Source organism: Salibacterium aidingense DSM 18341 (assembly GCF_000429685.1).
GTDB lineage: Bacteria > Bacillota > Bacilli > Bacillales > Marinococcaceae > Salibacterium > Salibacterium aidingense.
The window spans coordinates 66,022-79,605 of sequence record NZ_AUCI01000012.1 but is presented as its reverse complement, the minus strand read 5'-3'; the positions used below and the strand labels follow the sequence as shown (position 1 = coordinate 79,605).

Annotated in this window: 15 protein-coding genes; 13 read left to right on the top strand and 2 right to left on the bottom strand. The window is 40.3% G+C overall.

Annotation, left to right across the window (positions count from 1 at the left end; all coding sequences use genetic code 11):
- Nucleotides 1-69: 69 nt before the first annotated feature.
- Entirely contained in the window at nucleotides 70-489 is a 420-nt protein-coding gene (locus G475_RS0113050) for a hypothetical protein (protein ID WP_156911695.1), read from the top strand.
- A gap of 161 nt (nucleotides 490-650) precedes the next feature.
- Here G475_RS0113050 and G475_RS0113045 read toward each other — a convergent pair whose 3' ends face one another.
- Both G475_RS0113045 and G475_RS27550 read right to left on the bottom strand, forming a co-directional pair.
- Nucleotides 651-1,073 (bottom strand): hypothetical protein, encoded by a 423-nt coding sequence (locus G475_RS0113045; RefSeq protein WP_026701675.1) that lies wholly within the window; start codon nucleotides 1,071-1,073, stop codon nucleotides 651-653.
- 211 nt (nucleotides 1,074-1,284) lie between these two features.
- Nucleotides 1,285-1,926: a helix-turn-helix domain-containing protein gene (locus tag G475_RS27550; RefSeq protein ID WP_051302503.1), complete on the bottom strand. Its 642-nt coding sequence runs from the start codon at nucleotides 1,924-1,926 to the stop codon at nucleotides 1,285-1,287.
- Nucleotides 1,927-2,163: 237 nt separating this feature from the next.
- Between G475_RS27550 and G475_RS27760 the strand changes: the two genes are divergently transcribed.
- From G475_RS27760 to G475_RS26395, 12 genes are all read left to right on the top strand, one after another.
- Nucleotides 2,164-2,436 (top strand): helix-turn-helix domain-containing protein, encoded by a 273-nt coding sequence (locus G475_RS27760; protein ID WP_084414114.1) that lies wholly within the window; start codon nucleotides 2,164-2,166, stop codon nucleotides 2,434-2,436.
- 33 nt (nucleotides 2,437-2,469) lie between these two features.
- A complete protein-coding gene (locus G475_RS0113030) occupies nucleotides 2,470-2,901 on the top strand; it encodes a hypothetical protein (protein WP_026701673.1) in 432 nt (143 codons plus the stop codon).
- Nucleotides 2,902-3,021: 120 nt separating this feature from the next.
- Nucleotides 3,022-3,810, top strand: coding sequence for a hypothetical protein (locus tag G475_RS0113025; RefSeq protein WP_026701672.1), 789 nt, complete (start codon nucleotides 3,022-3,024; stop codon nucleotides 3,808-3,810).
- Nucleotides 3,807-4,100, top strand: coding sequence for a hypothetical protein (locus G475_RS0113020; RefSeq protein WP_026701671.1), 294 nt, complete (start codon nucleotides 3,807-3,809; stop codon nucleotides 4,098-4,100). The genes G475_RS0113025 and G475_RS0113020 overlap by 4 nt, the downstream gene beginning before the upstream one ends.
- 123 nt (nucleotides 4,101-4,223) lie before the next feature.
- Nucleotides 4,224-4,475, top strand: a complete 252-nt coding sequence (locus G475_RS0113015) for a hypothetical protein (RefSeq protein ID WP_035711165.1) — start codon at nucleotides 4,224-4,226, stop codon at nucleotides 4,473-4,475.
- 277 nt (nucleotides 4,476-4,752) lie between these two features.
- A complete protein-coding gene (locus G475_RS26400; RefSeq protein WP_051302502.1) occupies nucleotides 4,753-5,283 on the top strand; it encodes a metal-dependent hydrolase in 531 nt (176 codons plus the stop codon).
- A 101-nt stretch (nucleotides 5,284-5,384) separates the two neighbouring features.
- Nucleotides 5,385-5,774 carry a hypothetical protein gene (locus G475_RS0113005; protein WP_026701669.1) on the top strand — a complete coding sequence of 130 codons (390 nt, stop codon included), beginning with the start codon at nucleotides 5,385-5,387 and terminating at the stop codon, nucleotides 5,772-5,774.
- Between the two features lie 67 nt (nucleotides 5,775-5,841).
- A complete protein-coding gene (locus G475_RS0113000; protein ID WP_026701668.1) occupies nucleotides 5,842-6,183 on the top strand; it encodes a hypothetical protein in 342 nt (113 codons plus the stop codon).
- A gap of 30 nt (nucleotides 6,184-6,213) precedes the next feature.
- Nucleotides 6,214-7,062, top strand: coding sequence for a hypothetical protein (locus G475_RS0112995; protein WP_026701667.1), 849 nt, complete (start codon nucleotides 6,214-6,216; stop codon nucleotides 7,060-7,062).
- A 6-nt stretch (nucleotides 7,063-7,068) separates the two neighbouring features.
- Nucleotides 7,069-9,063, top strand: a complete 1,995-nt coding sequence (locus tag G475_RS25025; RefSeq protein WP_051302500.1) for a VirB4 family type IV secretion system protein — start codon at nucleotides 7,069-7,071, stop codon at nucleotides 9,061-9,063.
- Between the two features lie 30 nt (nucleotides 9,064-9,093).
- Nucleotides 9,094-11,538, top strand: coding sequence for a hypothetical protein (locus G475_RS0112985; RefSeq protein ID WP_026701666.1), 2,445 nt, complete (start codon nucleotides 9,094-9,096; stop codon nucleotides 11,536-11,538).
- The gene (locus G475_RS26395; protein WP_051302498.1) at nucleotides 11,535-13,565 is read left to right on the top strand and encodes a peptidoglycan DD-metalloendopeptidase family protein; all 2,031 of its coding nucleotides are present in this window, start codon (nucleotides 11,535-11,537) and stop codon (nucleotides 13,563-13,565) included. Before G475_RS0112985 ends, G475_RS26395 begins: the two co-directional genes overlap by 4 nt.
- The last annotated feature ends 19 nt before the right edge of the window (nucleotides 13,566-13,584 follow it).

Below are 13,584 nucleotides of genomic sequence, written 5' to 3'. Positions count from 1 at the left end.
CATGTCTCTTTCTTCAAGGAGGTATGCTGTATCGGCAGTAAAAAAAATGAAAAGGGGACTATCATTCCTTTGAACGAAGAAGACTTTCAATCGATCCGTACCGTTATTCCCGACCCTTTTTATATTTATCGCGAAGCTGGAGTTTTACACATGTATTTTCAAGGAGTCACCGTGGTTATCCGTAACAGCCCTATTCGAGGTACCCTTTTAATCAGTTTGGCTCGGAGTTCTCTATGGTTTGATATGGCTGAATATTTAGAGTCTGATAAACTGCAGGAAATGTCCATGCTGTTGGATGAATATATTTGTATCGCTAAGGATAAAGGGTTCATTGGGGTAGAAGTGGAATTCGTTCACAATAAGCCAATGACCACGGATCCTTACGAGATTGTAAAAGTCCTCCATCAAAAAGAATTTTTTAATGTGATGGGTTCTCCAACCGAGCAGTCCGATGACCTTTCAGGTAACTATGTGCATTATTTTAAATAAAGTATTTAATTTTGTACTAATTTGCGCTTTCTTCCAGATATACTGAAACTTTATGAAAACGTAGTTTTTTCTTTTTATCAGTACCTTATCATATTTTATACAAATTTGAAACAATAAATTTCATAACCCCCATAATTTTCGATAATGAAAAATTCTGGGGATTAGGCTAAGGAAACGGCCTCTGTTAACTCTTTCAAACTATAATGATTTAATAAGTGTTCACTGTTTTGATTTTTTGTTTGTTTTGCTGTCAGCACTTTAGCAAAGTATTCGATATTGGCCTCTAGCGGATATCCTTCAGCCGAGTGGCTTACAATGTGTAAATCAAACTTATCGTCACCGACAATATGGTGGGCCAACCCGCGACTGCATGTCATGAAGTCATCTTGCAGTGAATGGGTATCATTCATTATAATAAAGCGTTGATTATATATGGTCATAGCAAACCCGTTTACAGGTAAAGGAAGCGATTGATGATACACCAATACACCTTCTTTTTGGGCTAACTCGAATGGTGATGTGGTCATATGACGATTCACTATACAATTGACAACCCACTCGATTTTGTCATAGGTGCTTTCCATCTATAATTCCTCCTGACTCAGACTTTAATCCTGTGTACTTACCCCTGATTGGATAGGAACTTATGTTCACTTACAGAGTATAGCACAAAAACATAACCCAGTTCATAGGAATAAAGTCCCTAATATGCATATATGCATAATCGACTTTTGTCGAAATTGAGAGAATTTCGATGAAAACACAAAAATAAAAAGACAGTTCCGAACTGTCTTTTTATTTTTCTTCCTCGTCCTCTTCGTGAATTTTCTTTTCATAAGCTTCAAAATAAAGACTGGTTAACACCTTTTTCAGTCGTTCGCGGTCTTTTTTAGTTAAAGGGGTTCCATGATACACAACCATACTTTCATCCAAAAAGTCTACAAGTTCTTTTGGTTTTGGTGTTTTAGAACTAAATTCATCTTCCTGCTCCACATAACCTGATAAAAAATCCGGTGTTACCCCTAGCCCTGCTGCTAATTCAAAAATAGTATTAATATCAGGATATTCTTCGACATCTTTATTTTCTAATTGTTCAATATAAGTGGTTGAGATGCCAGTTGTTCTACTCAACTCTTTTCTGCTTAGGTTTTTTTTATACCTCGTTGTTAATAAACGATCTTGAAGAATCGATAAATCATGTTCATCATGTGATTCATGATCGTTCGCAGTTCCTTCATCCAAATCAAATAAAACATTGGGATCTATATTTAAAGCTGTACAGATTTTATGGATTTCATCCGCCTTTAAGTGTCTTCTATCCTTCTCAGCATGGGAAATGATCACATTCGAAAGCCCATCAATTTTATCTGCTAACTGCTTTTGGGATAGCCCTTTTTCTTTTCTTATATTTCGTAACCTTTCGCCAAAAGATACCACTCTCTCATCACAACCTTATTACATTTTCTTTAAAGAAATTCCCTGAAACACAAAATATTATACAATAATTTAAACTTACCCTTGACCAACCTGTTTTTGTATGTATAATTTAAAATATAATTAAATTTTAAGTTTAAACGAATGATAAATATACAAAATTTTAAATTTAATGGTTATGTTATCAAACTTAGACGTAAGTTACAATACTTCATCGACTCAACTATTTACTGATTGAAAATGGTGGTGTGTTCTATTCAAACTCATAATATTATTAAAGCTATTCGTGAAAGCAAAAATATCCGCTCGAAACAAATAGCAGATTCACTTAACATGACGGTTCAGAATTACTATGCCAAAGAACGCGGTGTAAGAATGATCACTGTTAATGAGCTGCTTATTATTTGCGAAGAATTAGAGGTATCACCTCACACCATCTTCGATATTATCATGATTCATGCTGACCATACGCACAAAAAAATTTTGCCAAATCACGAACCGTACCCATCCTAAGCTAATTCTCGAAAGAAGGTGTCATCTATTCCCATGAAACCTGAAACGACCTGGATTGAGCACACCGAAGAGTTAAAACTTCAAATCAGAAAATTAAAAGAGCAAATGCTTCCGGAAGAAGTCGAGGCAACACAATTTTTAAGCCCTTCTTTGTCCAAAGAAGAGATGGTGAAAAAAGCCCGTAATAAAAAACTACAAGTCATGGTGAATGAGCTGCAACGACAACTGCAAGAAATTGGCGATCGACGTGGCGAAAAAATCGATGACCAGCTTTGGTTTCAACAGCTGGACATTGATGACAACGCTAAGGCCCTATTTCTTACTGTATATCAAGATAAACAGAACTATAATTATGCAGCTGAAGCTTTTGGCTATTCCAAGCAGTATGCCAAAGCTTTATATGAAGATACCTTTCACAAGGTAAAAAAGAAAGCCCGCGAACATGTACGGAAGCATATTACATAGTTGACGTTTAGTTTAACATGTTGTAGAACAAGGCACCCTAAGCTTAATTTTATCATAAACTTAAAAAGAATATAGGGTTGAAAATATAATTTTTAAGTTATAAAAAGAGAGGAATTCATTTTGAGTTACTTTGCGATTCAGTGCAGAAGTGGGCATGAAAATGCTTTAGAACAGTTTATTCAAAGTATGGATCATCATTGGATACTAGAAGCTATTCAAAAAATCATTTCTCCTGCTATTGTTGAAACGAAGATAAACGGTGGCGTACCGGTTCGTGAAAACCGTAAAACATCTATGGGATATGTTTTTATTAAAGTGAATTCTTCGTATATCGATAACAGGGACAGCAATTTGCCAAGTTTTAAAAATGAATTTTACCATTTTTTTAAACGTATACCCTTTGTATCTCAAATTTTAACTACAGATATTCCGGAAGAAGAAGTAAGGACGTTCTGCCAAAAATCCGGCTTGGATATAGATAACGAAGAAGAAGATGCTCACGTTATCATTGAAGCGAATAAAGTCCATGAACGGAATAAAAAGGAACGCCTGAAGGAAGTGAATGGTGCTGATAATCAAGGACACCGGGAATATGCAGAAGCCTTGTTGCAGCAAGAATTAAAAGAACCGACGTGTGTGGTGGAGAAGATAGAGCGCTTGATCCAAAAGGGTAAAGAAAAAGGGCACCATATTTTCGCTCAGCTATATTATGAGATTAATCAAAAAAAAGAGGGGGATAGGTTGAGTTTGTACCTTCCTCATACGTTTATGGTACAAGCATTATCATACCATCAAAAAGAGGGTACCTCGCAACAGTTAAACAACGCATTAAAATCACCAAAGATTTTATTGGAATATTTGTACACTTATATGAAAACGTATGTTCAGTCAAGGGGGGGAGTATCATGATTGAACAGTCGTTTTCCATTCGCCATGAGCTTGAACGAAAGATACTAGAAGCCCCTGTTTATACAAATAATGTTGGTCAGGCTTATTATAAAGTGACTCCTGCTACACTATATTCTGTTTTAGACGCTTTAGAGGGTTCAGCATATATTGACGAGAGTACGGCGGCTGAAACAGCTGAACTTTGGTCGATGGATTTGCAAAAACGAGCATATTTTAGAGAATTAGCGCAACGTTCTGCATTGAAACACCGCCATACCCAGGCTATAAAGGCTTATGAACAAAGCATTTAACACCAATTTAAGATAATTAATAACTAATTATTGTAATAGATGGAATATCATAGTATAATGTGGACATACTTTGACAAAATGATTTGTCCGGAGTGTGTCTCGTATTTGATAAGGAGAGATATGGTGGAACTAACTCCGGTAATATTAGATGGTGTGCCGCTATTTGCAACAACTCAATGGCGTTTTAAAAAACATAATGTCCATGGTCTTATTACAGAAGATAGTGAAACTGGCACCTATAAATTTGAGTTAAAACATTTCTCATTTACGGAATCACGAGAAGGATATTTAAGCATCGACGATGCCAAAGCTGCAGCTGAAAAGAAAATTGATCTGTGGTATAACGTGCAGGGACGTTTACTCGCGTTGAAATAAAACAATTAAACAGCAATGCCGTTTATTCGGGCATTGCTGTTTTATTTATGTAAAGGAGCGACAAAAATGCTCAATGTATCAGAAAAACAGTGTCTCTTGGACAAAATTAATGATAACCCAAGGTGTCAACCCTTCTCATTCCCATGACAATAGGATGATTGTCCAAAATATAGGCGGTCATTTGCTGATGAATTTGAACGGGATGAATTGATATTTATTTTGATGCTACTGCGACGTCATCAAAACACATTTAACGTTTTTTAGAAGGAGGGGTGAAATGACTGCTACAACGCACCAATTAACCGGTGTTCTCTTTGGGATTTGCACGATGACCCTGTTTAATTTATTCACACTGACTGCGGATGCTCTGAACCATGTATTGCTTTTCTACGGACTGATTGTTTTTGGTTCACTACTCCCTGATTTAGATACACCTCGTTCCAAGCTGGGTGGACGCTTTCCATTCTTTTTTATCAGCTTTCCGCTCAATTGGTTGTTTGGCCATCGTACTTGGTCCCATTCTTTGATGTTTGTTTGCTTAACATTTATTACAGGATGGATGGTCGGGGCTTTTCTTGATTGGGAATGGTACTTATGTTCAGCCTTAGCAATCGGGGTATTGTCACATGTGGTAGGAGACTATTTTTTTGATGGTGGTGTGCCGCTTTTCTATCCTTTTCAAAAGCGAAAATATCGATTTATCGTGACAGCTCGGACGAAACGCCCGCATGAATGGAATATATCTGAAAACATTGTGGCTATCTTGCTTATTGCAGCAAATAGCCTTCTTTTATTGTCTCAAATTTAGGATGAAGAAGCTTTGAACTTTGCAGAGGAGGTGCTACTGCTTGATATTATGATGTTCTTCTATGAGTGAGGAAGTTGAATATTTAGAAAGGAGGTGGTTTCATGAATCGGAAATCCATTGGCTTGATAACTATGACTAGTTTGGCATTGATGGTTGTGCTGTTTGCTTTTCAACCAGGCGAGGCTGCTGCTATCACCAATGATATCACGAGTAATACATCTGATTTAACAAATGCTGTAGACACTGCAGGAAGCGATTTTGTTACCTCGGTGCGGTCAATTGCCATTGTAGTGGCCGCAGCATTAGTGTTATGGATGGGCTTTTCGTTGCTTTTCTCCGGGAATGCTCAATCCCTCGCAAACATGAAATATAGGACGGGGAGCTTAGTTCTCGCGCTTATACTAGCTTTTAAAACAGAAATGGTTTTGTCTTGGGGATTTGGAATTTTTGGTGTTGATGTGCCGTCGTTCATTTTCCCTTTCCTCATGTAATGTGTAACCCGCCCGATGTTATAAGGGCGGGAATTTTTTTAGGATTTTTTAGGAAAGGAGGAGTTTGATGAGTTGGGGAGAGTATCATGATTTACCATATCAATCGGGGCTGGAGGAAAAAATAATCGGCCCTTTCTCTTTTAACAAATTGGCTTGGCTGGTACCTTCGATACTTATATCAAATCAACTGGCCAGTGTTGTAGACACGCTGCCGTTTACCAATAACCTTATTTTCGAAAGGCTTCACCTGGCTGTTCCCATCGTTATAGCTGCCGTTTTCGCTTATTTTAAACATGGGAAGACAAACCTTTCTTTGTTACAAACCATTTTATCGTATTTCCGAATTAGAAGAAGAAAACGGACTTTCTATTATCATAAACAACAATTATTGCCGCCGCACCATTCGTAACGTATTAGCTTGAAGGAAGGAGGAATAGCGTTGGGAAGTACCATTGGCTTAATTCTTGCCTTGGGAATTATCGGTTTTGTTTTCTACCGATTTCAGAAACAGAATCAAAAAAAAGATCGCTCCGCAGCCCGAGTGGTACAAGAATTATTTAATCACGAAAAAATCACTGATGATGGATTGGTCTATATGCCGGATGGAACGGTGAATATGCTCCTGGATGTTCAACCGATTAATATTAAGATGAAGTCCCCCAGCGAAAAAGATAGTGTGTGGTTCAACTTCCGTTCCTTTTTAAATTCGATGCCAACACATCATACATTTTTAGTTCAATCCCAGTATTTAGATATGTCAGATTATATTGAAGACTATGTAAATACTGCTCATAATCCAGATATCCCTTTAACCCCTCAATTAAGAGAATCGGCAAAGATGGTGGGGGAGCATCTTAAAGAGATATCGGAACGTAAGACCAGGGATTATCGAGGCTATATTATTGTGAGATATAACCCGTACACCCAAGGAACTGAGGCCGGTGTTATGACTGGTAACACAAAAATTGACACCTTAGTAGAGAAACTCCGTGGAGATGCTGTGAAAATGCCAGAGGATGAAGCGGAAGAATTAACAATGAACATGATGGATGAGATTGCTGATTTAGTCTATCAAGACTTTGACAGCATTGGATGTAAGGTAAGTCGTTTGGACAAGATGGGGGTCTTGAACATGCTTCATTACACGATGAATCGAGATATTGCAGCTTATCAGAGACTCCATGATGTTTATGATTCCGGTGGATTTAGCGATACTACGCAGAGTTTAACGCCTGAAATCTCTAAGCAGGAGCATAATAGATATGATCAACAGGTAGCAAAGGGGTGAGCAGTCATGATTGAATATAATGGAAAAGGAAACAATGAACCGCGTCCTGGAGAAAAGGACGCCCATCATCAAAAGAAGAATATTCTCCAAAAACAAAAAAGAAAGCAGAAAAAACGTAGGGAAGTGAAGCAGACACCCTCGGACAAAACGGTTCCGACGGGGATTGATTTTGTCAGCCCAACGCTCGTTAAAGAAACGTTGCCCGAAGAATCGGGGGTAGAAGGCCGCTACAATGATTATTTGGTGGAAGTAGGTTCAACCATTGAACAAGCCCGCTATTACCGAAGTTTTTTCGCTGAAATTAAAGGGGGTAATACGTGGGCTTCCATGCTGGATCCTCTTATACTAGGTGAGTTCGGCAAAGGAGACACAGACGTTGCTATCCATGTTGAACCGGTCGATTTAAGTCTTGAATTAGAAGATGTGAAAAAGCGTATTGAAGGCTTAGAATCAGACCTGATTACGGAAAAAGATGATTCAAGAGCTCATGAAATGAGGGACGAGATTGCCGATTTGAAAGTTCGGCAGAAGCGCCTTCGTACTAATATTGAAAAGCCGTTTCGAGTAAGCATACAGTCTGTCATTAGTTCGTTAAGCATCAAAGAGTTGAAAAAATTCACCAATAATTTGGTTCGCCGCTTTGCAGGGCGAGAAGTATATATGCGTTCGCCGGATGGTAAGCAGTTGGATGCTTTATACAATATTACTCCTATCTCTCAGAATTATATGTATAAGGAGCATTCATTCAGTTATGAAACCAGTAACGTGGCTGATCTATTTCCGTTTGGCCATGGAGGAATCTCCCACCGCACCGGTATCGTTTTAGGGTATGATGATTTGGGACGTCCCATTTATTACGATGGATGGCATACAAACTTAATGAATCACAATATGGTTATACTCGGCCGCGCTGGTGGAGGAAAAACCTTTTGTACCATGACATTGACCCATCGTTCTGCTCATATTGGTATTTACACCGTTATCATTGATCCAAAAGGGGACTATCGAAAATTCGTGACCAGTATGGGATGTCCCTATGTCGATCTTTCACCAAATAGTAAGTATCGTATTAACTTTTTTGATGTTGATATTGAAGAGAGAAATGACGGAGAGCAGCGAGTGAATATTGAAGAAACCGTGCAAGGCGTCCGGGCTATTGTGTTTAAAATGCTGCGTATTATGGATGATTCCATCCTTACCGGACGGGTGAAAGTAAAAATTGAAAATCTCATTCGAAAGCTGTATCGGGATAAGGGCATTAATGAAGATCCCAACAGCCTTATTGACCAAAATAAACACATTGTTAAAGGGAACGGGGGAACGAATCTTTATAATCTGTCGGGAGAATACAAAACCATGCCTCAACTTGGAGACTTGTTTGTATTAATGCATCAGGAAAATGATCTCCAGGAAGCATCTGAATTGCTGCGTAATTTTACACGCTATGGAGATTCGCCTACCCAGGCTATTTTCGATACGCAGTCCAACGTCAGTATCCAAAACACGGCTATTTTTGCTTTTGGTTTAGCTGATTTAGATGAGGAAATCATGAGGCCGCTCGGACTCTTTATTGCGACAAAATGGCAATCTACCAAATTTGCCAAGAAGAATAGACACTTGCGAAAGCGTGTTGTCTTCGATGAAGCACAAACAGCTATGTATGAACCGGAAACGGCACAATGGCTCGAAAACGAGTTTCGCACGGTCCGCTTTTTTAATACGTCAATGTGTGCTGTGACCCAGGGATTTGAGGTATTTGCACGTGTTGAACAGGGTCTTGGTATTCTCAAAAACGCACCAACCAAGATATTTCTTCGCCAGGAACCCATTGATATCGAGGAAGTGAAAGGGAAATTTGATTTAACAGAAGGGGAAGGAAGTTTTCTCGTCCACCAGGCGCAAAAAGGACTTGGCATCATCCGAGTTGATGAGGAAGCTAGTATCATAAAGGTAGATTCTACCCCTTATGAGTTTGAATTATTTAAAACGGATCCGGGCTAATAAAAATTACGATGAAAGGAGGTGTTTTTATTGTACACATTTCGGAAAGGCATATTAGTTGTTTTGACATTATTGTTACTAATCATGCCGACACTCCCTGTTCTTGCTGATAATGAAGAGGAAGAAAGTTCATCTGAGGAAAGCTCGAATTCACTTATCACAGAAGAGGAAATAGAAGAACGAAATGATGATGCCAATTATGCGGAACGTTTCATAACCGGCATTTTGATGTCTCCGGTCAACCTCCTTGTTGAAATGTTCGGTGCCAAGGATGTCTCCTATCTGGTTTTTCAACGTCCGGAACTTGAATCTATTTTCAGCTTTTTTAATGAAGAGGAAGAAACGTATGTCCATGAGGCTGACGGAGAGGATGGGACAACTGGTACCAGGGCGGACATGATATTAGGTGTTTTTCCGGAGGAATACTTTAGTGGCATCGCGTTACTCTATGATAGCTTTCATGATCTGATGTCCATCCCGCTTACGATGATGTTAGCTTTCGGGGGTTTGGTGCTGCTGATTAATAACTTTAATGCACAAGATCGTTCGAAATTTAAAGAATACATAGCCGGAATGATTTTCGTTTTGGTTTGTTTGCGTTTCGGCCATGTATTATGGAAGATTATTTTTGATATTAACTACTACATTGTAGATTTGGTGTGGAACACCCTCTCGGATAATGGGATATGGACCGGTCGTTTCCTGACCGTGGTATTTGGAAGCCATCTTCAGATGACAGCTATTGAATCACTGGGTGTGGGGTTATTGGTGGTTGTTGCTTTTTTTATGACTTTTGTCCTCAATTATCAATACACGATGCGGATGATTATTTTATCCATATTAATTGTCACTTTTCCACTCGTAAGTTTATCGTTGATCTTTCCTAGTCGACGCGAAGCGATGAATATTTGGGTTCACGAATTCACCAGTAACACGTTCACTCAAACAGCCCATGCTTTGGCATTGGGCATGTTTTTTTATGTTCGAGATAGTTTTGGTGATGGGCTGTCCTTTTGGATCGTCTGCGTCTTTCTATTTGGACTCCCGACTGTATCAATGCTTGTTCATAAAGTTGTTGGGGCTATCACCGGTATTCAAACCCAGGGCAAAGCCCAGGATTTTGGTGCTGCCATGGGCGTCATGTCTATGATGCACATGGGTCGGATGATGCAGCAGGCCACAAAAGGAAGGACGGGAGGTTCCGGAATTAATCCGTCAACCGCTGGGGGTGCTGGAAGCGGTACTGGAGGAAAAGGTGCAACTGGATCAAGTATGGGAAATGGAAATGCCCTGAGCAATTCAAATCTATCGGCATCTTCGGTAAACCAACAGCGTCGTGGAGGAACGGTACCAATGTCAAATGGGCGTTCATCCAATGGGAACGGAGCTGTTTTTTCCGGGGGAGGACGAGCCTTTACAGCAGCACGGTCCATCGCTAAAGGTACGGCACGTATCGGCATTCCGGTTACAGGGGCGGCAGTTAGTTCGATGGCTATGGGGAGTCCCGCTCCTGGGCTGATGGCAGGAAGCATGCTTGGTAATAGTTTAGCAAATGCTGACAATGATGACCAATTGAATTCTCCCGGCAACGGATACCCAAGTAGCGCAGATGTTGATTATGACAAAATGCAAAATAGTTCAGCTGGTACTGAGTCAGGTACAGATTCAAATGAAGGGAACTCTTATGTTGGACATCCAGCGCAATTACCACGTTCCTATCAAACCTATGCATCATCGACGGATAAATTGAGATACGGAAGTCTGCATGGTAACGATGCCTCCGTAAACAATCAAGGAACGGCACAAGGAGCTCAGCATTCCGTTGTTCCAACTCCATTATTATCCACGGGGAATGTCTCCACATCACAGAGCAGACAGCAGACTACCGATAAGGCCAAAGAGGGTTATGGAAATGCGAAAACTCAGTTAAAACAAATGAATCGTAATACAAGTGATCCAAAGGCTTATCGTTCGGCGCAAGCCAGTGCGGCCCAGGCTCGAAATACAAATCAACTGGCTCAAAAATTAAATAAGCCGAATGTAAATATGAATACACCTGCCAAAGCCTCCAGGCAAGCTGCATTAGCCACTCAAAATTATCAAGAGACACAACAGGTATTGGCTCAAACGTCTCCGGACAGTCCTCAATATGACCAACAAAAAGAGGTGGTACAAAACGCCAAAAACGTTATGGAAGAGAGTGTGTCTTATGCAAATTCGTCGTATCCTCAATTACAAAATCCGGAACTCCAGGAATCCATTATTAAGTATAACGAGGGGGTAACGAATCAAGATACCGAAGCTATTGAGCGTCATGGAACAGCTATTAATCAGGCTGAACCTACTACTAATCCAGGAACACAAAGTGAAGGGAACGTTTCGGTAACAGAAGGAAATGTGTATCCGAGCGGTTCAAACTCCGAAGTTAAAATGGAGGATCTGGAATATAAACCGCGAGGACGTGGTCGTTTATGAGTCAAGAAAACAATCAGCAACAAAACCAGAACGATCCATTAGGCAGGGTTGGGAAAGCATTAGGCAACAAAGTAAAACAGCAGGGTAAGAATATAGGTAGAAAGATAACCCAAAAGATTGCTAAAAAAGCGATGATGACAACGTTAAAACTAGTAAAAGCAATCTTGGCTAAAACGGCTGTCGTTTGGGTACCGGTCCTTCTTATTCTTTTGGTTGGTATTATTGCTTTCTTGCTGATCTACGCCCTTCCGAAAGCATTAGCTGAAGAAACAGCATCTACTGTTAATGAAAAAGTCAGTGCCTTTTTCGGATTTTCAGAGGAAGATGAAGAGACCTATGATGGAGATGTTTTCAAAGACTATCAGGAGGCAGCAGCGACTTGGGATGAGGGGCTGTCGAATTATCAACGTAAACAGGCTGAACCCTATGCGATATCCTGGGGCGTTCTTGCCGGTGTGGATCGTTTGCGAAATGACCCACATATGAAATCCGGGAATACGTTCATGAAAATTAGTGATGATGTTGAAATTAAAGTGGACGGCGTTTATCCTCCCGAAGAGTTTATACCAATCTATCGGTCGGCAGCAGAGGAATACGATGTGGATTGGGAGATTCTTAGCGCCATCCACTCAATTGAAAGTGTATATAGTACGTATCCCACTGGCAAAGTTTCATCGGTTGGAGCGGAAGGTCCAATGCAGTTTATGCCCTGTACCTTTGTCGGCTGGGATCATGATACATGTAACGGAAAAGGGCAGGGGAATATATCGCATGATGTGATGCGTGACCTTTCTGCTATTGAGGATTATGGAGGATATGGGGTCGATGGCAACGGAGATGGAAAAGCGGATATATGGAATGAGTTAGATGCTGTGTATTCTGCGGCAAACTTCTTATCGAGTAACGGTTATAGCGACAATAAAGAAGACGCCTTATATCAATACAATCAGGCTGATTGGTATGTCCAGGAAGTTCTGGCATCTGCTGAGCAAATTCGGCAGATGCATACTATTAAGAAAGAGGAGGGGGAGGTCGAGGAATACGATCTTAGCGAAAGGGACATAGAAGATTACGACTTTTTCGATCTTGAAGATAAAGCGGAGGAACTGATAACTCCGGATCCGGAAGGGACCATGGAAGTGTTAGGCCCTCAATTTACTTGGGAAGAAAAAACGGCCACCCATACGTGGGAGGAAGAAGAATGTAAGACGACGACGACCCGAGAAAGTTCTGGTGAGGTGAATACATCAACATCATGCCATTGGGAGGATAAAACCCAAACGGAAACAGTAAAGGTATTAGTGAAAGCAAATACCTACGAAGGAACATACACCCATGATTATCAAATGGTGAAAACCGAAAGTTCTGAAATGAAATTCGCCAGTGGCAAGGCAAGAAACTATGAGGTAACGCAGCCCCAAACAAGCAATATCACATCTCCGTCTAAAGAAGAACGAATGAAGCCCTTCTATGAACATTTGGCACATTTCAATATCACAAATGAAAAAGACATTCATTTAGTAATAGAGCTGATTGAAATGTACGATGATAATTATCTTGATAATAAAGAGGGGCTGGACAATTTAAACCCTGATGAGTACCCGGAAATTGAGGGATCAAATGATTGGCGGTGGCCAACATTATCCACCGATATCAGCAGTACGTTTGGGCCGCGACCGCCACCTTGCTCTACATGTTCGTCTTATCACGGAGGGACAGACGTTCGGGCTGTGGAACCCGGCGTAGACGGAGATCCGATTTTTGCTATGGAGGAAGGGAAGGTCTCATTTACGACATCTCATCCTGCAGCCGGTAACTATATTAATATTCAACATGATAATAACATTAAAACCCGTTATCTTCACCTTCACTCCGTTTATGTCAGTGCAGGTGAGAAAGTGGAAAAAGGCGACATTATCGGAACAATGGGGAACACAGGAAGTTCTACCGGTACACACCTTCACTTTGAGCTGCACGTTAACGGGGAGAAAAAGGATCCACTGCATTACTTCCCAGATATCAATTAACGAATAGGAGTGTTTTATT